The sequence below is a fragment of the Brevibacillus porteri genome, from assembly GCF_003013475.1.
In the GTDB taxonomy this organism is placed as follows: Bacteria; Bacillota; Bacilli; order Brevibacillales; family Brevibacillaceae; genus Brevibacillus; species Brevibacillus porteri.
Window position 1 is genome coordinate 267,402 of the sequence record NZ_PXZO01000002.1, and the last position, 21,438, is coordinate 288,839.

Below are 21,438 nucleotides of genomic sequence, written 5' to 3' on the forward strand. Positions count from 1 at the left end.
TTTCTCGAACACTCGGTCAACCATGTGATTCGCTTGTTAACCAAACAGCAAATCCAGTTCTTTTTGTGTCAATTCCACATCTTCGAAATCCGATGGAGTAAATTCTGGGACGTCCTGACGGCAACAATGATCTATGAGCTGCTCTAATTCATGGAAAAACAACTCGAGTAACTTCTCCATGGTCTCCTCGCGATACTTTCGCAAGCTGTACGTAACAGAAACCTGGAGTTCTCCTTGACGAATGAGAGCAGCCACGTCAAGCAGTGCTGTCAAATGATTACCCACTCCGGCATCAACAGCCAAGTTTCCTCCCATGAGAACCAGATCATCACTCAGTTGATTATCAACGGTTCCCAGATAATTGAATCGAACATGGGACTTTTCCTCTGCCCTAAGCAGATGAGGCTTTAGCCAACCAAACCCAAGCCCCCCCATCGGAATCTGACGCAATTTCTCCTTAACTGCTTTTAGGTGATCAGTCCGATTGGATGGATTCGTTTCGAAAAGAACAGGATACATGCTGGTAAACCATCCTACTGTTCTGGTTACGTTCATCGTATGAATAGCAGACTCACGCCCATGCGACTCCATTACCAGCAAGAGATGCTCCCTTTCAAACACGTCACACAATGTCCGGGTAAGTGCTGCAACCAATAGGTCTTGGGGACCTGTGTTGAACATTCGGTTGGCCGTTGTCAACAGTCGCGACGTTATCTCGGCTGAAAGTGTGCGTGTAGATGTAGCGCTGTATTCTACCAAGTCTTCGCCAAAATCGAAATCCGTAGGAACTTTGTCTTCCGGGATGGAAAACATGTCCCAATATGCTTTTTCTTTGATTGCCTGATCCGACTGGTAAAAGGCGGCGACTTCCTTTATCCAAGCTTGCATCGAATGTGTTTTATCCGGCAAGACGATCGGCTCATTCCGTTTAAGACTGGACAAGGCACTCATCAAATCTTCCAGGAGAATCCTCCAGGAGACACCGTCCACAACAAGATGATGGGCCGTCAGAAACAATCGCTGAGGTCGATCGGGACCTAATTCAAAGAGACAACCGGTAAACAGCAAAGATTCTTCCAGCTTGAAGCTCACAGCGCAAGCTCCCATCGCCTCAAGCATTTTACTCTCCTGTTCTTCCTGCGGTAAGGAAGCAAGGTCGACGCAAGACACTGACACTCGGCTGGTAAGGTGGCTCTCATTGTAAAAGAGCTTCCCCTCTTTTGCAGAGTAATTGAGTCGCAAACAATCGTGATGGTTAACCAGTGCAGATAGACTCGCTTCAAACTCCTCCAGCGTTACTTTTTCTTTGCTTTCAAGGAGCAACGACTGGTTCCAATGATCAGCATTGCGGAACTGTTGTGACAGAAACCAAGAAACGATGGGAGATGACGGCAACTCGCCAGTACACGGCTCTTGTGATATCTGTTCCACTCCCCAGCTCCAGTCACTTCTCGCTTTTAGTTCTGTAATCGTGTCATAAATCAAGATGTCTCTCACCGGAATCTTGATTCCTCGCTGATGCAATCGATAGGAAACCTGAATCGCCTTGATCGAATCCCCCCCTAGTTGGGAAAACGGGTCATGTAGACCAAATGGTGAACGACCAAGCACGTCCTCGTACACTTCTACCAATAGCTTGTCAAACTCGTCACGAGGACTGGTTTCATCCTCCGCACCTTTTCGCTCCATGACAGGTTCGGGAAGCTGTTTCCGATCTACCTTGCCATTTGAGGTCAGCGGAAACTGTTCAAGCTGCACGATTTGCGACGGGATCATGTAGGCGGGCAATCGACTTGCCAGTTCTTCGCGGAGCTCTTTTTCCCGGAAAGATGCTTCCGTGATCAAATAAGCACAAAGGTACTTACGCCCCCACGTATCCATGCGATCGATCACCACTGCCTCACGCACAGAAGAATGACCAAGTAGCTGCTGTTCAATTTCACCCAATTCAATGCGGTAACCATGAATCTTCACCTGATAGTCAGCCCGTCCCAGATACTCCATGACTCCATTTGGCCGATAGCGGACCAGATCGCCCGTCTTGTACATCACTTTTCCTGGCGAAAACGGATCGGGTAGGAAACGCTCTTGCGTCAATTCCTCGCGGTTAAGATACCCCCGTGCCACACTATCTCCCGAGATGAAAAGCTCTCCTGTCGATCCGATCGGAATTGGCTTCCCATATGAATCCAAAATGTAGAGCTGCACGTTACTGATCGGATGTCCAATCGGTACAGATCCCTCGACATCGATCTCTGGATCGTATTGATAGATCATGCACCCGACTACTGTCTCGGTAGGGCCATACTCATTGAGAATTTCGATTTGTCCGTTCCATTTCGCATGAATCGCCTCAGCCAAACTCACCTTCAAGTCCTCTCCGCCCACAATCACTCTCTTTACTGTAGTAGAAGGCAAAGCGATTTCTTGTAGCAAAAACAGATGGGCAGGTGTCAGCTTTACGACATGGGAGCGTCCATCGCTAAAGATGCGCGATAACACAAACTCTGAATCAGAGTTCGGATAGATAACCATCCGATTTCCCTTTACCAACGGGCAAAAAATGGACGTAACCGTCAAATCAAATGCCAGTGAGGAATAAAAAGCAAACGCTTCTTCAGGACAGGAGAGATAACGGTCTTTTGCCCACGAAATATAGTTGACTAACCCTCGATGAGAAACCATGACCCCCTTCGGATTTCCGGTAGAGCCTGAGGTATAAATAACATAGGCCAAATCCTCTGGCTGATTAACCGATTCCAGGATTGCCCCATCATTTAGATACAGGGACGGATCACCGAGCTCCAGGATTACTTTGGACCACGAAATAACCTCTGTTCGCGAGGTGTGGCGAAGCAACAGGTCCGCTCCAGAATCAGACAGCAGATATTCGATTCGCTGAGAAGGGAGTTGAGGGTCAATCGGAAGGTAAGCCCCGCCTGCTTTTAGCACGGCCAACAGCCCGATGATCATCTCTGGCGAATGATCTGCTAGAAGCGCAACAATAACGCCAGGGCCAACTCCTCGGTTACGCAACGACTGAGCGAGTCGATTTACTTGATCATGCAGTTCCTGGAATGTCAGCATGCGCCCCTCTGACTCCAATGCAACTCCCTGTGGCGAGCGTTTAACTTGCTCTTCAAACAACTGGACAACCGTCTTCTCGCTGGAATAGGAAGCAGCTGTATCGTTCCACGTTTTGAGCTGTAGTGCCAACTCTTCGTCAGCAAGGAAGTTCAGATTGGACAGTGGTACTTCTGGATTCGCGATCATTTGATTGAGCAGCCTTACGAGATGATCCGCTATTCGATCAACATCATTTTCCGTGTACTCGGCGATCTTATAATCCATTTCCAGCGTCAATCGTTCATCTGTAGCCCATTCCCTGATAATTACTTGGAGCGAATACAACTGGTGACCGTTGTAAAACTCCTCATTCGTCACGGAATACCCACCAATGGTGAAGGGCAGCTGCGTGCTGTAATAATTTACACAAATCTGAAACAGGCTGTCATAGCCATGTTTCTTCAATTCCAATTCTTGAGCCAGCAAATCGTACGGATATTTCTGATGAAAAAAACAGGAAGTCAATTCCCTGTTGACATGTTTAACATAATCGAAGGCATCCATTTCCATCGGAACTGCCAGACGAAATGGCATAGTGCTGGTAAACATCCCGAATATTTTGCGCTCCACTTTGCTTGAGCGATTTAACAGCGGCGTACCAATCACGATCTCTTCTTGCCTCGTACAACGCTGAAGGTAAAGACTGACGAGAGCCACAAACAAGGAATTTAGCGAGCATTTCATCTGGTCTGCAAATTGGCGTATTCTTGTCGAATCTTCACGGTTGAATGCATAGACTTTGCGCTTGCCCTCGGTCGTATCTGTTGCCTTTGCTAATGTCGTGATCACAGGCAAGCTCTGAAACTTGTCCCGCCAATATCGCTTGTCCTTTTCAAATCTCTCAGACTGAGAATAGGCATGCTCCCTGTCGACAAAAGCTTGATAAGCGTGTTCATCTCCTACATGAACGGTACCGCCTGCTAACAACGTGTCATAATAGTGAGCAATTTGTTCTGTCATAATGGAGATGGACCAACCATCAGCAATCAAATGGTGAAACTTTACAAAATATCCCGCTTCTTCGTCACTCAGTTGAATCAGACAAAAGTAGAATAGAGGCTCCTGTCCGATCGAAAATGGTTTTGCAAACAAAGCTTGCAGGAATTGTCTGCACCGATCAGGGGCATTCGGTTCTTGTCTGAAATCAAATACCTGCAATGGCTGCGGTTCGTACTCTCCAACAAACTGAAGGACTGTCTCTTCTTCCTGATAGTTGAGTCGCAAAGCATCGTTCTTTTGAATGAACAGGTGAATGGCCGCTTCAAGTACATCCAGTTTCACTTTTCCTTGAACCCGCACCATCCCCCCTAACGTATGAACAGGAAGCTGTGGATGTAATTTTTCCGTATACCAGATACGCTTTTGTGGATGACTTAAAGGATATCCGCCATTCCATTGCTTCTTATCCTGATGCAATGCATTTCCCCCCTTTCGGAATTGTGCAGATGTAATCACAATTCGAATATGGCAAAAAATCTAATTGATTACAAATACTTCCATCCCAACTATATCGATGACTCTTCTATAGTGTCAAATGAATTTTCCATTAAATGTTATTTCTGAAAATTAGATGAATTCCATCTCTTTTTTCCTTTTTCTAGCGCTGCATAGAATGGAAAAAATTTTGTGCACGCTATTGATTTTGGCTGTCTTTTCACGTAGGATAAAATGTAATATATTGGCAAAAACACCCCCTGGAAGGATGAATGTGATTAGATGTCTGTGACACTTCGTGAAGTAACCCTGGAAAACTGGGAAGAGTGTATTGAACTGGAACCTACTCCTGAACAGAGTGAGTTTGTTGCCCCGAACCTCTACTCCATAGCCGAAGCAAAGTTTCAAACTACATTTGTCCCTTTGGCCATATACCATGAGGACACGATGGTTGGCTTTGTCATGTATGGGCTTGACCCCGACGATGGAAACTACTGGATTTACAGACTCTTAGTTGATGCCAACTATCAACGCCAAGGCTACGGACGTGCTGCGATTTCGCAAGTCATTGATATACTGAAAGCAAAAGATGATTGCCAAAAAATTGTCATTGGTTATGCTCCAGCCAATGTCGCAGCCGAAAACCTTTACGCTTCACTCGGATTTCAAAAAAATGGCATGGTTCTGTTTGGCGAGACGATTGCAGAATTGAACTTTTAAGCCAGCTATTTTCGTTCCCCGAAAATGAAACAGCGGCGACCTAAGACCTAAAAATCAAGTCTTAGACTCGCCGCTGTTTGAAGTGTTTTCCGTATATGAAAAAAGCACACCTTCCATGTGTCTGTAAACATCATGGTTAGTGTGCATTCGTTTTTAATATGGTGCCGGTGAAGGGACTTGAACCCCCACGGTTTCCCTCACGATTTTGAGTCGCGCGCGTCTGCCATTCCGCCACACCGGCATGTGAAACTATGAAAAAATAGCACATCATCAATAGAAAATCAATGGTGGGGAGAGACGGATTCGAACCGCCGAACCCGGAGGGAGCAGATTTACAGTCTGCCGTGTTTAGCCACTTCACTATCTCCCCACAATATGTGCTGTCTTTCTTCTGCGTCTACTTTCTTCAACCAGAAGCGACATTTATTAATTTACCATGAACTTTGTTTGACGTCAATATATTTATTTGGATTGACTCTCTTTTTTCGCCAAAATCTCCTGTGCCCACTCGTGGAAGACGCGCAGTGCCTCGTCTACTTCTTGAAATATTGCTTCTTCCTCACAGGAGTATTCCGGGAAGTCAAGTATGCGGTTTTTACGAATCTTCACTTGCTCTTCTTCGCATTTTATCTCCAAGAAGTAGGGAACGGCTTCATCTATCCCATAGCTGTTTTCTAAAAACTCGTAGGTACGTACCCACTCCAGAATTCGAACTTCCGATGCCTTTAAACGAAGCACCTGTTCCAAGGACATAATGGTTTCATTCCCGTAGTAATGCATGTTATTCAGCCCTTCTGCATGAAAATGGACGGAGCCGTGACTCCGCCCTGTTATTGATGTGATAGATTAGATCGAGGAAAGCAGCTCTCTCAGTTCTTTGACAATCACTTGCTGGTAGCCAGTACCTTCTCCATATTGCTCGAGCATTTCGGCACGTGCCACTTTGATCTTGTCTTCATAATCTGAGGCGTTTCGATCCGGGTTTTGCTGTTTAAACGCCGTCATGACAGCTTGGACATGCTTCGGTCTCGGTCCCCATTTTGCCAGAACATGTCCGCCTGTGTCCGCGAAAATAACAACAGGAATCGCCCGACCACCCATCGTGAGAAACTCATCCATGAGATCGAGGTGTTCTTCCATCACCATAATTTCCACGGGCATGTCTGTTTCTTTCAAAGCATGCAAGACGACTGGCAAGTTGCGAACGACGTCGCCACACCAGTCCGCAGCCAAAATCAAGCATCTGAGGTCATCACGATGCTGGAGCGAAGCAAAAAATGCACGGTCTTGTTCATCCTCCCATGAAAATGCATCCGACCAATTTTGGTATGTATCCTGATTTTTTGTCATGCTTTCCACAAACGCCTGTGGCTTGAGCCCCGTACGTAATTTATGTGCTACGTTTGCCCCCATCTTTTCTCCTCCTTTTGTATCGCTCGCCTATTCTTGGTTTTTATTTGCTGCTTCGTTTGCTTCCTTTTCTTGATTAGCCAGCTCCATCATTTTTTGCAACAAGATATGCTGTGGCATGTGCATGAGACGCTCCAAAGGTACCTGAAGCGCTTCTGCCAGCTTGACAGCCGTCTCTGGTGATATTTGTAATGGACGCATGTCATTTTTGCCCCTTTCCCTTGCTTTTATCAGTCCCTTCAGTATAATACACAGCCGTTAAACCTGCCAGCATACAAGCCTGGTATTGGGGAGCCTTTAAAAAACAAGCTAACATCATGGATTAAAATGACATTAGCTTGCTAGGCAGCAGATGAATTTAGGGAGATTACGAATCCACATAGATGAAAAAGTCGTTTATTGGGTCTGCATTCTTTCATATTTACCAAAAAAGCATCCCCAGTATCACGTATTTGAATAAGACCAGCCTTTTCCTGGCTCGAATTCTGGGGGCAGAGGAAGCCCAATCTTTTCTTGGTTACCTTATCAGCCACATGGCTGTCATCCCCACCAGTTACACATCGTCATCAAGTACTTTGTGACATGTTGGCTCTACTGAACCACTTTTGTCACATTTACTCACCTCTCAACTCCTCATAAAAAATGAAAAAAGAGCCACACGAAGGGGCTCTCTCTCATAAACCCAATATTCCGCACATGGAAAAGGACGAGCTATGGCTTTTGCTTAGTGAGGATGCATGGTACACCTAAGCCGATCGCGCCGGGCTGGGACATCTGTTCCAGATATGCCAACCCTCGTGCACATTGCTGCTTGCATACTTGACATGTATGGGACGTTACGATTTTCAGCTGTACTTGATTGGGGTGCTGTCGCGAATTCTTCTTTTTGATCTTTTTGCCCTTGGCCATCCGTTTTCCTCCCTTTGCCCTAGATCACTCCAGTCTATGAAGGAGAACAACCCCGCTCTTTAGGCAAACATACAAAATCAAGATATTCACTTGCAAAATGGGCCTTGTCATACGTGTCTACAAATAGAAAAAGCCGCCGGAGAATTCTCTCCAAGCGACTTATGAGCCTTCCCTATGGCTTTGGACTTAGCAACTGGCGCAGTTCTAGCTCCAGTGTAGGAGCATCAACCATTCCGATTATCTTCTTTCGTACGATTCCATCTGTGTCAATCAAGTAAGTAGTTGGAAATGCCATCACCTTGTAACGGTTCGACACAGTACCAGCTACGTCCATTGGTATCGGAAATGTCAGCTTGTAGTTAGTGACAAAGGCCATAGCTGTTTCCGGGCTGTCATTGCTCGTGACGTTCACGCCATAGAGATCAACCTGTCCACCATATTTTTCGTAGACTTTTTGTAAATCCGGCGCCTCCAGCTTGCATGGTCCACACCAGGAAGCCCAAAAGTTCAAGACTAATGGTTTTGCCCTTTTTCCTTCTACCTTGTACGTCTGCTGGTCTAATCCTGTCAGTGTAAAATGAGGAGCCGCAAAGCCAACTTCCGGTTTTTGAACCTCTGCTACGATTGCGGCCGTTTCTTGAGGCTTTTCCCAAACAGCAAGTCCGACCCCCAATAATACGAGCACCGCGAGCAACAGCTTTTTCATTTTGTCACCTCTGCCCTACTGAGTTAGAATCCCGTAAAGCCTCCGTACATTTGAATAAGAACGCGTGTAATATCCGTCAGTTTATCTGTATACAGAAGAATACCAAACAAAATCATAATGGCTCCTCCGATTTTCATAAACAGGTCGGAATACTTCACAATCGCGTTCACCTTACTGATGAAGAACGTCATGACAAAAAATGGAATGGCGAATCCGAGCGTATACGCCAATGTGTAGGCCAAGGCGCTTGCAGGATTGGAAACACCCATGACGATAATGCCAGAAAGAATAGGTCCCACACAAGGTGTCCATCCAGCTGCATACGTCATTCCCACCAGTATGGACCCAGTATACCCCAATGGCCTCGATTTTAAATCGATTTTAAAAGAACGCATCATCCAATCCATTTTAAACACGCCAAGCATAACCAAACCAATGACAGCAAGCAAAATACCGCCCAGTTGACGAATCAAGTCCTGTTGGTCAGTGAACAAGCTTCCGATCCAAGATGTAGACAGCCCGAGCGCAACGAAAATGATCGAAAACCCGACTATGAAGAAAAAGGTATGCAAGAAGGCTTGCTTGCGAAAAACAGCTCTCCCTTTCTTCACTTCATCAACCGTAACCCCAGTTATGTAAGACAAAAAGGACGGATAAAGCGGCAGGCAGCAAGGGGAAATAAAAGAGAGAAAACCTGCTGCAAAAGCCAAAAACACAGTAATATCGCCAGTCATATGTACCTCCGGTGGGTATTTTATCCACTATCTTCTCATTGTATCGAATCTTTTCCCCCTTCAAAAGTAGCAATGACACTTTGTCTTAAATCCGTGACATTTTACTTTACATAATATTCATTATGTCTTAAAACTCAGCACAAACCGTAACAATTGGATGGATATATCTGGTCCACTTTAGAAAATAGATCAGATTTGTGACAAATGTGACATGTATCTTTCTCGGAAGACATGTAAATGATGAGCAGCATGCCCAAGGATAAAATAGACGAGTGCAGTTGCAGTTGTCTTGTCCTGAATAATCACGCCCGAACGACTCAACTCTTCTTCTGTAAGCCCTTTTACCAGTGCTCGAGTAGAAGAGCGCACAGTCCGATACTCCTCGAGTAGATCGACAAGCGGTCGACGGTCAAAATTCGTAAGACTGACATACATGTCCTGATGCCTAGGCAAGGGGGTCTTATCTCCGCGGGAAGCACACAGCAAGCGATAGCACATGATTCGCTCTGTATCCATAATATGGCCGAGAACTTCCTTTCCACTCCATTTATCTTCCTGATAACGGAACATGCTCTGTTCCTCCCCGCATGATCGAAAGCATGCAAGTATTTCTTCCTCCTGAGCGCACAGCAACTCATTCAGATTCCCTTCAGGTGCGATTTTGATATAGGTTTCAAACTGCGCAGGATAATCACCAGACTGTGGTTTGCGGAAATACAAAGGAATACCCCCCCTTTTGGAATAGTGAGACGAATACTTCCATTGTACACAAAAAAGAGGCGGATGTACTCCGCCCCTTCTCTGCTATTCTTTTTTTACTGAATCGTGACTTTGCCGCCATCTTGAAGCAGTGTTTGCCCTTTTACCACGATCTTATCGCCGGCAGACAAGCCTGTCAAAATTTCGATCGTATCACTAGAGGATTTCCCTGTAGTGACCTCGACTTGTTTTGCAATGTCACCTTCCAGCTTGAATACATACTGTTTACCATCGCGATCAAAGACCGCACCGCGTGTTACAACGATCGATTTTGCTCCACTTTCCCCAACCGTTGGGAAGGTTACATTCACTACCATATCGGACTTCAGCTCATTGGATGGGTTTGGAATCGTAATCTCCACTGGATATGCCTTGAGCTGCGTATCCATTACTGGACTCATCGCCGTTACTTTGGCATCAATCGTTTTTCCTGTCGATTGTACGTTTACTTTTACGGTAGTTCCTACTTTTATTTTTGTGATGTCTGCTTCTGACAGATTCGCTTTTACCAGAAGTGGGTTCGTGTTAACGACAACTACAACCGGCTGCTGACCTGCCATTTGACCAACTGCGCCGCTTACGCTGGAAATATATCCATTGATCGGAGACGTCACAGTCGCATTCGCTAATTGCTCACGAGCATTTTGCAGACTTACTTGCGCTTGTTGTACAGAGGCTTCGGAAACTTGCACACTTGTTTTTTGCCCCGCAGATTGCACTCCCTGCTGCGCGTTATCATAAGAGGTCTGTGCCGTTGTCAGTTGAGAATTTGCCTGTTCCATTTGCTGAGCGGAAATCGCTCCTTGTGAAAAGAGCTGTTGCATCCGCTGCTGGTTTACTTTTGCATCCTGAAGTGCGGTTTCTGCCTGCTTCAGGCTATTTTTCGCTTGAACCAAGCCTTGATCAGAGCTGCTGCCTGCTTGGTTTAAGCTCGCTTTTGATACGTTGTAGGCTGCTTCTGCTTGTTTGACACTGTTCACCAGATCTTTTTCATCGAGCTTGAACAATACTTGACCTTTTGTCACGTATTGGCCCAGTTTCACTGGCAAAGAAGAAATTTTCCCACCCATTTTCGGGGAGACTTGCACTTCCTCACTCGGTGCCAGCTTTGCTGTGAGACCAGAATCGGATACCACTGTGCCCGTTGCAACAGTTTCAATCTGTACAGGGGTTGACGCTTCCACTGTTTCCGTAGGCGGCGTTTCCGCTTGCGGGCTGGAGCACCCTGCCACTAGCGAGATGGCCAGCAGTGCCAAAATGACGGGTTTTTTATTTAGTTTCATGTATGTCCCTCCTCTTCCCACAAACGTCTTACGATTCCAAAGCGGGATTGATTGTCTTTTGTTTCTTAGCAAGTTTCTTTTCGAGTTTCAACTTTTTCTTCAAGCGTCTCTTTTTCCCTAAATCATCAAACCAGGAAGCAACGACAGGAACCAGAACCAGTGTAATCAGTGTAGAGAATCCGAGACCGAAAATAACCGTCACGGCCATTGGTGCATTCGTCTCAGATCCGGCACCGCCAGAGAATGCGAGCGGTCCAATCGCCAGAATGGTGGTGAGTGTCGTCATCAAAATCGGACGAAGACGAATCGGTCCAGCATGCAGGATCGCATCATACAGCTCCATACCTTTTGCGCGCAGTTGGTTCACGTAGTCGATCAATACAATCGCGTTGTTCACGACCAGACCGATCAACAAAATGTACCCGATCAAAACCCCAACGCTGATCGTTGTGCCTGTCGCCAATAGTCCAAGCAGAACGCCTGTAACGGTCGGTGGCACGGAGAACATGATGATAAATGGGGTGTAGAGCGATTCAAACTGCGCTGCCATTACCATATAGAGAAGCACAACTGACAGTACAATCGCGAGAGCAAGGCTAGTGAATGATTCCATCATTTCTTCACTTTGCCCGCCAAAATCGACTGTGTAGCCGTCCGGGAGATTCAGTTTCGAGATTTTCTCTTGCACTTCCCGTGTGACAGAGCTCAGGTCGCGCCCTGCCAAATCGCTCGTTACTTGAACTTCACGGCTGGAGTTGGCACGGTTAATCGAAACCGGCACATCTACCTTACTGATAGTCGCAACTGAGGTCAGCGCGATCTGTGCTCCACCTGGAGCGGAAATACGCATATTGTTCAAGAAGTTTATATCTTCCTGAAACTCTTTCGGCAGCTTGAGGTTGACGTCAATCTCGTCATCACCTGTACGATAATACGTTACCGTTTGACCTTGGAAGGAAGTGCGAACACTGGAGAGAATTTGTCCGGTCGTCAAGCCGTACAAGCTCGCTTTCCCAGCATCGATCTTCACTTCCAGCTCTTGTCTTGATTCTTCCAAGCTGGTTGTTACGTTACTCGTACCAGGTACCTTCTCAATTTCACCTTTAATGATACCACTAATGTCTTTCAATACGTCCAGATCATCCCCGCTAACCTTCAGTTGGATTGGGGAACCCGTAGTCATACCAGATGGTGCGCTTACCTTGATTTCAGGTCCAGCAATATCTTTCAGCTTTTCCTGGAGATCCATCACAACTTCATTGGAGGAACGTGTGCGCTGGTCGAGGTCTACCAGCATCAGACTGATCGTTCCCTGATTGGATGACAAGGTGCTCGCTATCGGTGATGCATTGCTACCAACCGAAGTCGCTACAATTTTCTTCTCCGGAACCGTGTTGACAATTTCTTCTACTTGTCGGGTAACTTTTTCTGTTTCAGCCAGAACGGTACCATTTGGCATTTTGATGGAGACATTTACTTGACCTTGGTCCATGGCCGGGATAAACTCTGCCCCGATCAATGGGGTCAATGCGAGAGAGCCCACCATCATGACGACCGAAGAAATCATGACCGTTTTACGATGGCCCAATGACCATTTTAACAATCTTTGGTAGCCTTTTTCTACTTTGCTAAATCCAATGTTAAACCACGTAACAGGATTGATTCCACGATAGTTCTCATGATGTGTATGCGACGGAATTTTGTTCAAAATTCTCGAACTCAGCATCGGCACGAGCAAAATAGAGAATACAAGCGCCGCAATATGTGAGTAAACAACCGTCAATGCAAGTGGTCCAAACAACTCAGAGGCAATACCTTCTGTGAGGGCAATCGGCAAGAATACGCAAATTTGCGCCAAAGCAGAAGCCATAACTGCCGTACCTACTTCTTTGGAACCATCCAAGGCGGCTTCCATCATGCCTTTTCCCTGTTCTCGATGGCGGAAAACATTCTCGAGCATAACAACTGCAAAGTCAATCAATGATCCCAATCCCAATGTCAAACCGGAGAGGGAAATCAGGTTGATCGTCTGTCCAGTCATGTACATCAGCAAGAACGTAGCAACGATCGATACTGGAAGAACGATGACCGCAATGACCATGGATCGCAAGCTGCCCAAGAAGAAGAACAGCAAGATCATACCGATACCGCCACCCAACAAGGCATGTTCAGCGGTGGTGTAAACGGAATCCTTAATGTAGATGGATGTATCCAGAGTCGTAATGATTTTTACGCCTTCTGGCAGCTCGCTTTTGATTTTCTCCAGCTCAGCTTTTACATCATCTGCTACCTCAATGGTATTTCCGCCAGAAGCTTTTGTCACTTTAATACCCAAGCTAGGTGTTCCATTTACGTAACTCATTTGCGTTACATCTTGATGCGTGTCTTTTACTTCGGCAATATCGCTGAGCCTGATGGAGTTTCCTCCCACAGAGATTGGTGTCAGCGCGATTTGTTCGATATCAGCAAACTCACCTTGTACACGGATGTTGAGCTTGGCGTCACCCTCGCGTACCGCTCCACCGGAACCTGACATGTTGCTGGTCTGGAGGGCTTGCTGAACTTGGTCAAGTGACAGTCCGTACGCCGCTAGTTTGGCTGGGTCGACTGTAACATCGATGATCCGGCTTTGTCCGCCGCTGATGGAAGCAGATGCGACCCCATCAATACGCTCCAGGCGTGATTGGATCATATCCTCTGCCATCTTTTTCAATTTGTTGATATCTTGCTCACCCGTCACCGCAAACTCAATGATCGGTGTACTGTTCGGGTCAATGCGCAGTACGCGTGGCGCTCTGGCTGAGTCAGGCAAAGAGCCACGAACCTGATCTACCTTCTCCCGCATGTCGAGAGTCGCCTGATCAAGGTCTGTCCCCCAGTTAAACATGAGGATAACCTGCGAAGCGCCTTCCATCGATACCGATTGTATACTATCTAAATCGGATACCGTTGCAAGTGCGTCTTCGATCGGTTTCGTTACCAGTTTTTCTACCTCACTCGGAGATCCGCCGTCAACGGATGTAACCACGACAGCAACCGGGAAGTTAAGATCCGGCATGAGATCAATCGACAAGCGAGGCAGTGAAACGAAACCAAAAATCATCATGGCCAGAGTCAACATAATCATGGTGACCGGGCGTTTAATCGATAGTTCAGAAAGATTCAATCCACTCACCTCTTCTTTATATATCTGCTAATTCTTTGTGAGTAATAGTTCGCATGACGAAATGAATAAGGTGAACCTCGTAGTAGCATTTCGTTTAACGAAATATCAAGGGATGAAACAAACCATTTTTAAACGGTTTGTGAATTTCCCCATTTCACATCTCGCTGTTGGTATACACGCTCTGTCAGTGACACCCACACAACTCGTCGATCTGATTGGTCTCGGAACCTGCGTACCAGGTTTTCCTGCTCCAACCGGTTAATGAGACCGGAAGTTGTGCTGTATGAAAGACCGACAGTCTTACTTATGTCCCCCATCGTTTTTGGCCCATTTCCAAGCTGCTCCAGAATCAAGACCTGTTGCCAAGTTACATCGCTTGTATCCAGCTCTTGCTCAGAAATCGTGGTAAACAAAACACTGGCTTCTTGCAGGAGTTTTGCCAACTGAATCAGTTCTTTCATGAGAACCTCCCTTGCCATCCTTACTTAACCACTTCACACCCATAACTAATCGTTTATTTCCCAAAAATAATTCTACTGAAATGTATATGTAGTGAAGTCTACCCAGGGGTAGATTTCTGACAGGGATTTATCTATCTGGAGATAGACGACAACGCATGCTAGAATGAAGTTAAGTGATTATTCGGCAGAGAAAGAAGGACTTCTCATTGTTGAAGATAATGATGAAAGCCATACAAAAACGTTTACTAATCATGTGGTTTTCCATCTTAATTGTATTAGCTTTGCTTCCTGATTCATTTAAACGGGAAACTCCGTTGCAATTTTCTCTTACCATTGTACTATTTATTTGTTACCTTGTGGTATTTTGGACTTCCAAGAAAAAATGGAAGCCTTTCCAATTCGAATTAGTGACAGTCGTGCTTGGAATTGTCTCGTTACTAAAATCCCTCATCTTGGGTGGAGAGGGCTTCGGCTTGATGCTCCCACTCGCTGTTTTTATCGGTTTTCACATTCATGGACGCCGTGCATTGGCTTATGCTACTTTTTTTGGTACGTGCAGTACGCTTTTTTTATATTTTGAAGAAAGCCTGAAATTCACGCACATCATCTCTTATATCCTTACGTATGTGGGTTGCTATATCGGCGCACGTGGCTATCGGATTCAAACTGAAGCGTACGAAACCAACCAACAGCACCTGGAGCAGTTGCAAAAAGCACATACAGAGTTGCAAGAGGCGCACTTACAACTTCAAGAAGCAGCACTTCATTCCCTTCAAGTAGCGGTTCTGGAGGAACGAACGAGAATTGCCCGTGATATTCACGATGCATTGGGCCATAGTTTGACTTCACTCATTGTCCAGCTACATGCCTTGAAGTATATGTTGCAAGATGGACCTGACAACGCACAAGAAGCCGTTCGCAACATGCTCGGTGTTGCCAAGCAAAGTCTGGAGGATATTCGCACGTCTGTCCATACATTGGCCCTGGATAAAACCTCCTTGGGGCTTACGCCTCTACGAGCTCTCTTATCGCAGGCTCAAAAGCATACAGGAATAAAAATGGAGTTGATATGCTCCGATCTGGACATTCCGCTCTCTCAAGAAATGACGATAACGTTTTATCGAATTTTGCAAGAAGCGATCACCAATTCACTACGTCATTCTGACGCAAAAGAAATTCTCGTCATCATTGAACAAAAGAAGGACATCCTTTTGTTGTCCATTCGAGACGATGGAAGCATCACGAGCGACCAAAAAATTAAACCTGGTTTTGGCCTAACTGGCATATCTGAACGAATTCAGTTATTGAACGGAACTCTCGCGTATCGCATTCGAGAGCCTCACGGATTCCAACTCGATTTCAGCTTTCCGATTCGCCAGACTGAACCTGAAAGGAGCATGCGAACATGACCGGTAAACAAAAAGAAGGAGCCATTCGCGTGGTCCTAGTAGATGACCAAACCATGATTCGCCAAGGGTTGGGTTATGTCATTCAAATGCAATCCGATATGGAAGTAATTGGGGAAGCTTCCGATGGCGTGGAAGCTGTTGAACTGATTGGCGCCCTCGCACCTGATGTCGTTTTGATGGATGTTCAGATGCCTAACAAATCTGGCATTGAGGCCACTAGAGAAATCATGCAGCAGCATCCTCGCACAAAGGTATTGATTCTTACCACCTTTGACAATCACAATTATGTGGTGGAAGGAATTCGTGCTGGAGCCGTCGGTTATATGCTAAAGGATGCCGACTCTCAGGAAATGCTTGACCTCATTCGCAGAGCCCACCAGGGAGAAGCCCTCTTCCACACAGTGACAGCTGCAAAAGCCCTTGCCGAAGCTCTGCTAGGTCAACGTGAGACACCTGATTCGACTACCTCTTCCCAATCAGTCTTGCTAGATGAATTGACGGATCGAGAGTTAGATGTACTTCAACAGATCGCAGATGGCTATCGAAATGATCAGATTGCGCAAAACTTGTTTATATCAGAAGGCACTGTAAAAACACACGTGCATCGGATTTTGCAAAAAATGGGTGTCGAGGATCGTACCCAGGCAGTGGCCAAAGCTCTACGGCACAAAATCGTGAAATAAATCAGACAATTTTAGGCAGGAGGACTAAGTGGAATCAAGTTTCCATCCTCCTGCTTTATGCTGATGGAAAACCCTCGGACCAGCTGTGCGCTGGACATCGCTTCAAATACAGCAGCAGCCGCTTTCTTCGTATCGATCACCCGGCAAATGACTGCCAACGTCCTCTCGCTGTCTTCCCCACCGTCGCTGTGGCCATTCCCAGTCTTTCCCAAGCATTCGTCCAACAGCTGTTCGATCAAATAGCGCATCTCAATCTCTGACTCACACAAATGGGGAAAGCGAATGATCATCGGATGGAAATCGTTCTCTTTCATGACCTGATATCCTTGTTCTTTCATCTCTTCTGCCCAGCTCTGCAAAACTTCGTCAGGCCTTCCCTCAATCTGCTCCGCTACTACAGCAAAATAGTCGCCAATTTCCCCTACATTTCCGTAATGAACGGTGTAAAGATGTTCCGTTTCCTCATACCAAACTTCCCAGTAGCTCCACCTCGTTTCGTTTCTTTTCAGCATCCGAATCACCGTTGTTCAACTCCGTTCAAATTGTAACCGTTTTGTAAATTATTCCACTGATCGACACACCTTGACAACAACTTACAAAAAGATTGATTCGAAAGACTTGCAACTTTTTCGCGAATAGGACCATCTACTCAATCGAACATAAAAAAAGACGGATATCCGATCCGTCTACAGTCACAATCCTTTTTTGTTTTTTTAAGAAATGGAAAGAGGTAAACGAATCTCAAAACGAGCTCCTTTTAGTTTCGGAGAGTTTTCCGCATAGAGTTCGCCACCGTGATCCGCGATGATTCGTTGTGTCGTAGACAATCCTAACCCCGTTCCCTCTTGTTTGGTCGTATAAAAAGGAACGAATAAATTTTGGAGGCAAGAATCTGATAGACCGGGTCCGTTGTCTTCCACAACAATGATGACTTGATTAAGAGATGAGTACACTTTCACTTGAACGAGGTTGCCTTGGGTCATCAAAGCTTCAAGGGCATTTTTCAAGATGTTCAAGATGGCTTGCTTGATTCGCGAACGATGACCAAACACATGCCACTCGCCTTGTGCAATGTCCAGCTCTAGCTTGATTCCTCTTCGATTCGCTTCTGGCTCCAGTAAACGAATGACTCCATGTAACTCATCCATCACTAAGAAACGTTCCGATACGATTTTATCATCCCTGTACCGGGCCAAAACCAGGACATCGTTCAATAGCCCATCAATGCGTTCAATTTCCGTTAAGATGACTGAAAAATAAGATTCACTACGATTTGCTTCCCCTTGCTCCCGCAACAACTGAATGAAGCCCTTGATGGCTGTCAGTGGATTCCGAATCTCATGCGCCATCCCAGCAGCCAGCTGCCCAACGGCTGCCAGCGCTTCTCGCTTGCTCAATTCTTCTTCGTACTTTTTGCTTTCCGTAACATTCCGAAGAACGGCGATCGCTCCCCACATCTCTCCACCGTAATAAATGGGGCTCGTACTCACTGTCGTCCATTTGCCTCTGTATTCCGCAACATAATGGCCGGACTGCGCGCGTTCAATTACCCACTGAACAAAACGCTCGCTTATATGCGGGCGAAGGGCATGATCAATGTTTTGACCTATAAGTTGATTCCGATCTACGCCAAATAAATGACAGACAGCGTAATTCGCTTCAATGACTCTTAACTGGCGATCGATCATCAAGACGGCAATATCGCTGGATTGCAGAACCAATTGAACAAGCTCCTGTTCAGCGAGCATGGTAACATCTTCTCCTTTGGCCGAAGTTGCAGGAGAAGTTTGTGTTTTTTCAACTGGAAATTGATGCGAATTTTTGTTGAAGACATCGTCCATTTGATGCAAAATGTAGTCCATCGATTGATAGAGACGAATCTGTCCTTGCAAAAGCTCTACTCGCTCCATTTCCGTCGTGGCAAGAGAAAATGAGTTGATATTCATTTCTTCCATAATAACGTCTCGACACTTGCGCAAAAATTGCTGTAAATACGTAAGATTCATTCCGAGTAACGAAAATTTATACGCAATTTCGCTCAATTCTCGTTCGAATGCATACGTGTCGATTACTTTTACTACTTCAATCCATTTCGTGATTTGCTGAACAAACAAAGCCTCTGTATTTTCGCGGTCTTCTAGAAGCAAAGCAGAGTAATGATGATCTGAAAGAAAGGAAAACGTCTTGGCCACCGCCGCAGGGACCAAATGAGTAAGATACTTACTTATTCGATTTTTCAAAACACTCTGGCTCCTTTTCTCCGTGCTTCATTGAGGCTATTTTTCCAAGTATGTATAGGCTCTATTATGGACGTAAATGAGACAAGATGTAAAGCGGCTTGATGATATCCTGGTGCAGAGAATGACACCATCCAATCAGGTTCTCTTCTTATCCTTACAGACAAACAATCTCGGCTAGCATCCTAATATCGCGCTTTATCTATTGCCTTTTTCGGACCCTTCACCTCCTGATCATGTTTGACTGAAAACGCTTTCCCAACATTTTCTATCATATCACGATCGAGCATAAAAAGGTAAAGGATGTTTATTATTCAATTATCCAAAAAGCATTTGCCCCCGCAGAGACAAATGCTTTCGCTTTATGAATGGGATTTGACAGCGTAATTGCGCAAATCCGATTTTACCGGGCTATTTGGGTTGGTTCCTGTATGCGCGCGCTTGAAAGCTTCGCTTTCTGTCCAATTTTTAAACGATCCCTCATCTGTCCATTTCGTAAAAACGATGTATTCGTCACCTTCCGTTGGTGCCAGGAAAAGGAACTCCAAAAAACCCGGAACCTCCTTCATCCGTTCTCCCCCATTACCAAATGCGCGTTCCAAATGGGATTGGTAGTCTGCTGGTACAGTCAGTCTGTTCATGGATACATACATGATGGTCACACATCCTTTTCATTGGGTTCATCTACCAACTACCATTATACTACTACTTTTGGTGAAAAACCTAATAACCGCAAACGCTATTCGCGCCTGCGGTTGATTTGTTGCTCGAGCATGATATCCATCAAGAGTGTATCTTGCAATGGATCTTTGGGGTCTAGCGTCAGAAGCGCAGCGACAGCGGCCATCGCGCATCGAACGGATTGGTAGGAATAAAAGGCATCTCGCTCCGATTCGCTGAACAAAGATAAATCCGATCGTTCTTGGGCCGGGTATGGGAAGTCAGTCTCGACACCAGCACGATCCAGAACAATGAGTGCCTGTTTAATCGCAATCAATGCCGCACTGACACTAATCCCGTATTCTTGGCGTAGATCCTCCCACACCTGAAAAGCTGATTTCTCTACCCTTTCCTGATTGGGGCGCGTAATGATTCCTGTTTTACGCCCTTCTTTCAATAACCAATCCACAAAAATATCATTGCGTGGAGGAAAAGCGTATACTTGCAGCTTCATTTCCATTTCTGTCGGGATATCCTTGGCAAAACGCGCGTGAGCCATTGACATTTCGTAGCGCCGAGATGGATGTCCAGGAACAGTGACAAATACCGTATCTTGTCGCACTGCTGCGATCTGCAGCTTGGTTCTTGCGGGTATCCTGCCTTGAGGTGCCTTTTCCCTGCGAATATTGCCAGGAATCAACTCTACTCCGAATTGATGGTACTCCAGCGGTGAATCTATCCAGGGGATGGGCTCTCTCGATTGTATTTCGTATAGCCCGTTAAACGTCACCCATTCACCCGGGCGGCGCTGGCTGCGAACCAAAACAGCATGAACTTCCTTTTCTGGTGGCAATTCCGTATCTTGATCCTCCGGTGGGGGATGCATTCGCTTGTGTTCGATAAGAATGCAATCGGTCATGAACAATCGCTCGAGCAATTCCCGTTTGCTCACCCATTCATATCCGATACGGTAAATCCGATTTTTCATCGGCTTCACCTCCTTTTGATCGCCAATATTGCATCATCCTGGTTTGTTTCTATTACCCTACCATATGTAATCGTCGCTTTGTCCGTGCTAACGAGATCGTACAATTCGCTGTAGTGCTTGCGCTGCTTCTTCAGGTGAATCGGCCTGGCTGATCGCACTGATAATCGCAACTCCATCAGCCCCGGCAGCAAGCACTTCAGCAGCATTTTCCAGAGTAATGCCACCAATCCCGACGATAGGCAAGTCATGACCGACTGCCTTACGGATCTCCTCTAGCCCATCTGGTCCGATAGGCTCGCCAGCATCTGCCTTGGAACGGGTAGCGAACATCGCTCCTACACCAATACAATCAACGCCACCGTTCTGGGCAGTGAGTGCCTCTTCGACCGTGCCTGCCGAAACACCGATGTACATCTCGGAGCCGACTTTAGCCCGTACCTCCGACAACGCCATGTCATCTTGCCCGACATGAACGCCGTCTGCCTGCAAGCGAATCGCTAGATCTACATCGTCATTCACAAAAAATACGGAATCATGGTCACGGCATAGCTGTTGCAGTTGTCTGCCCAGCTCATATTGTTCCTCAGCGGTCAGCTTGCTTCCTTTATCACGCAACTGAAGCGTGCCTACTCCTCCGCGCAATGCTGCTTCCACAATTTGCACGGTCTTCTCGCTGGAATACCCACAGTCCTGCGTACCAACGACAAAGTAGACACCCATCTTTTCCCGAAGTCTTTGTATATCTCGCATGCT

19 protein-coding genes and 2 tRNA genes are annotated in these 21,438 nt (G+C 46.1%); 3 read left to right on the plus strand and 18 right to left on the minus strand.

Going from position 1 to position 21,438, the window contains the following annotated elements:
- Window positions 1-36 precede the first annotated feature (36 nt).
- Complete coding sequence (gene edeP, locus C7R92_RS03330) at window positions 37-4,542, minus strand: edeine non-ribosomal peptide synthetase EdeP (protein ID WP_106833245.1); 4,506 nt, start codon at window positions 4,540-4,542, stop codon at window positions 37-39.
- 300 nt (window positions 4,543-4,842) lie between these two features.
- Between edeP and edeQ the strand changes: the two genes are divergently transcribed.
- Window positions 4,843-5,280: an edeine self-resistance N-acetyltransferase EdeQ gene (edeQ, locus tag C7R92_RS03335; RefSeq protein WP_069844795.1), complete on the plus strand. Its 438-nt coding sequence runs from the start codon at window positions 4,843-4,845 to the stop codon at window positions 5,278-5,280.
- Window positions 5,281-5,439: 159 nt separating this feature from the next.
- Here the strand turns inward: edeQ and C7R92_RS03340 are convergent.
- The 12 genes from C7R92_RS03340 to C7R92_RS03400 all read right to left on the minus strand — a co-directional run bounded on the left by C7R92_RS03340 (window position 5,440) and on the right by C7R92_RS03400 (window position 14,708).
- A tRNA-Leu gene (locus C7R92_RS03340) sits at window positions 5,440-5,521 on the minus strand.
- A 44-nt stretch (window positions 5,522-5,565) separates the two neighbouring features.
- A tRNA-Tyr gene (locus tag C7R92_RS03345) sits at window positions 5,566-5,650 on the minus strand.
- Window positions 5,651-5,742: 92 nt separating this feature from the next.
- Window positions 5,743-6,060, minus strand: coding sequence for a hypothetical protein (locus C7R92_RS03350; RefSeq protein ID WP_106833246.1), 318 nt, complete (start codon window positions 6,058-6,060; stop codon window positions 5,743-5,745).
- Between the two features lie 66 nt (window positions 6,061-6,126).
- A complete protein-coding gene (locus tag C7R92_RS03355) occupies window positions 6,127-6,693 on the minus strand; it encodes a thioredoxin family protein (RefSeq protein ID WP_069844793.1) in 567 nt (188 codons plus the stop codon).
- A gap of 27 nt (window positions 6,694-6,720) precedes the next feature.
- The gene (locus C7R92_RS03360) at window positions 6,721-6,891 is read right to left on the minus strand and encodes a YycC family protein (protein WP_015891498.1); all 171 of its coding nucleotides are present in this window, start codon (window positions 6,889-6,891) and stop codon (window positions 6,721-6,723) included.
- Between the two features lie 510 nt (window positions 6,892-7,401).
- Window positions 7,402-7,599 (minus strand): hypothetical protein, encoded by a 198-nt coding sequence (locus tag C7R92_RS03370; RefSeq protein WP_069844792.1) that lies wholly within the window; start codon window positions 7,597-7,599, stop codon window positions 7,402-7,404.
- Window positions 7,600-7,771: 172 nt separating this feature from the next.
- Window positions 7,772-8,305, minus strand: a complete 534-nt coding sequence (locus C7R92_RS03375; RefSeq protein ID WP_069844791.1) for a TlpA family protein disulfide reductase — start codon at window positions 8,303-8,305, stop codon at window positions 7,772-7,774.
- Between the two features lie 23 nt (window positions 8,306-8,328).
- A complete protein-coding gene (locus tag C7R92_RS03380; protein ID WP_106833247.1) occupies window positions 8,329-9,039 on the minus strand; it encodes a cytochrome c biogenesis CcdA family protein in 711 nt (236 codons plus the stop codon).
- A gap of 189 nt (window positions 9,040-9,228) precedes the next feature.
- Entirely contained in the window at window positions 9,229-9,759 is a 531-nt protein-coding gene (locus C7R92_RS03385) for a DinB family protein (RefSeq protein ID WP_106833248.1), read from the minus strand.
- 95 nt (window positions 9,760-9,854) lie between these two features.
- Window positions 9,855-11,081 carry an efflux RND transporter periplasmic adaptor subunit gene (locus C7R92_RS03390; RefSeq protein WP_069844789.1) on the minus strand — a complete coding sequence of 409 codons (1,227 nt, stop codon included), beginning with the start codon at window positions 11,079-11,081 and terminating at the stop codon, window positions 9,855-9,857.
- 28 nt (window positions 11,082-11,109) lie between these two features.
- Complete coding sequence (locus tag C7R92_RS03395) at window positions 11,110-14,247, minus strand: efflux RND transporter permease subunit (protein WP_106833249.1); 3,138 nt, start codon at window positions 14,245-14,247, stop codon at window positions 11,110-11,112.
- A gap of 128 nt (window positions 14,248-14,375) precedes the next feature.
- A complete protein-coding gene (locus C7R92_RS03400) occupies window positions 14,376-14,708 on the minus strand; it encodes a MarR family winged helix-turn-helix transcriptional regulator (protein ID WP_007727206.1) in 333 nt (110 codons plus the stop codon).
- 173 nt (window positions 14,709-14,881) lie between these two features.
- Here C7R92_RS03400 and C7R92_RS03405 point away from each other — a divergent pair, with 173 nt between their 5' ends.
- Both C7R92_RS03405 and C7R92_RS03410 read left to right on the plus strand, forming a co-directional pair.
- Window positions 14,882-16,117: a sensor histidine kinase gene (locus C7R92_RS03405; RefSeq protein WP_069844787.1), complete on the plus strand. Its 1,236-nt coding sequence runs from the start codon at window positions 14,882-14,884 to the stop codon at window positions 16,115-16,117.
- Window positions 16,114-16,800 (plus strand): response regulator, encoded by a 687-nt coding sequence (locus C7R92_RS03410; protein WP_106833250.1) that lies wholly within the window; start codon window positions 16,114-16,116, stop codon window positions 16,798-16,800. The genes C7R92_RS03405 and C7R92_RS03410 overlap by 4 nt, the downstream gene beginning before the upstream one ends.
- An 11-nt stretch (window positions 16,801-16,811) precedes the next feature.
- Here the strand turns inward: C7R92_RS03410 and C7R92_RS03415 are convergent, their stop codons facing one another.
- From C7R92_RS03415 to thiE, 5 genes are all read right to left on the minus strand, one after another.
- Complete coding sequence (locus C7R92_RS03415) at window positions 16,812-17,321, minus strand: hypothetical protein (RefSeq protein WP_106833251.1); 510 nt, start codon at window positions 17,319-17,321, stop codon at window positions 16,812-16,814.
- Between the two features lie 192 nt (window positions 17,322-17,513).
- The gene (locus C7R92_RS03420) at window positions 17,514-19,040 is read right to left on the minus strand and encodes a two-component system sensor histidine kinase NtrB (RefSeq protein ID WP_069844786.1); all 1,527 of its coding nucleotides are present in this window, start codon (window positions 19,038-19,040) and stop codon (window positions 17,514-17,516) included.
- 359 nt (window positions 19,041-19,399) lie between these two features.
- Window positions 19,400-19,690: an antibiotic biosynthesis monooxygenase family protein gene (locus C7R92_RS03425; protein ID WP_106833252.1), complete on the minus strand. Its 291-nt coding sequence runs from the start codon at window positions 19,688-19,690 to the stop codon at window positions 19,400-19,402.
- 86 nt (window positions 19,691-19,776) lie between these two features.
- A complete protein-coding gene (locus tag C7R92_RS03430; RefSeq protein WP_106833253.1) occupies window positions 19,777-20,685 on the minus strand; it encodes a hypothetical protein in 909 nt (302 codons plus the stop codon).
- Window positions 20,686-20,772: 87 nt separating this feature from the next.
- The gene (gene thiE / locus C7R92_RS03435; RefSeq protein WP_106833254.1) at window positions 20,773-21,435 is read right to left on the minus strand and encodes a thiamine phosphate synthase; all 663 of its coding nucleotides are present in this window, start codon (window positions 21,433-21,435) and stop codon (window positions 20,773-20,775) included.
- Between the last annotated feature and the right edge of the window lie 3 nt (window positions 21,436-21,438).

Excerpts from the sequence above, each read along its gene's own strand:
- edeQ (WP_069844795.1), top strand. The coding sequence starts at position 4,843 with ATGTCTGTGACACTTCGTGAAGTAACCCTGGAAAACTGGGAAGAGTGT.
- C7R92_RS03350 (WP_106833246.1), bottom strand. The coding sequence starts at position 6,060 with ATGCATTACTACGGGAATGAAACCATTATGTCCTTGGAACAGGTGCTT.
- C7R92_RS03355 (WP_069844793.1), bottom strand. The coding sequence starts at position 6,693 with ATGGGGGCAAACGTAGCACATAAATTACGTACGGGGCTCAAGCCACAG.
- C7R92_RS03360 (WP_015891498.1), bottom strand. The coding sequence starts at position 6,891 with ATGCGTCCATTACAAATATCACCAGAGACGGCTGTCAAGCTGGCAGAA.
- C7R92_RS03370 (WP_069844792.1), bottom strand. The coding sequence starts at position 7,599 with ATGGCCAAGGGCAAAAAGATCAAAAAGAAGAATTCGCGACAGCACCCC.
- C7R92_RS03375 (WP_069844791.1), bottom strand. The coding sequence starts at position 8,305 with ATGAAAAAGCTGTTGCTCGCGGTGCTCGTATTATTGGGGGTCGGACTT.
- C7R92_RS03380 (WP_106833247.1), bottom strand. The coding sequence starts at position 9,039 with ATGACTGGCGATATTACTGTGTTTTTGGCTTTTGCAGCAGGTTTTCTC.
- C7R92_RS03390 (WP_069844789.1), bottom strand. The coding sequence starts at position 11,081 with ATGAAACTAAATAAAAAACCCGTCATTTTGGCACTGCTGGCCATCTCG.
- C7R92_RS03400 (WP_007727206.1), bottom strand. The coding sequence starts at position 14,708 with ATGAAAGAACTGATTCAGTTGGCAAAACTCCTGCAAGAAGCCAGTGTT.
- C7R92_RS03410 (WP_106833250.1), top strand. The coding sequence starts at position 16,114 with ATGACCGGTAAACAAAAAGAAGGAGCCATTCGCGTGGTCCTAGTAGAT.
- C7R92_RS03425 (WP_106833252.1), bottom strand. The coding sequence starts at position 19,690 with ATGTATGTATCCATGAACAGACTGACTGTACCAGCAGACTACCAATCC.
- C7R92_RS03430 (WP_106833253.1), bottom strand. The coding sequence starts at position 20,685 with ATGAAAAATCGGATTTACCGTATCGGATATGAATGGGTGAGCAAACGG.
- thiE (WP_106833254.1), bottom strand. The coding sequence starts at position 21,435 with ATGCGAGATATACAAAGACTTCGGGAAAAGATGGGTGTCTACTTTGTC.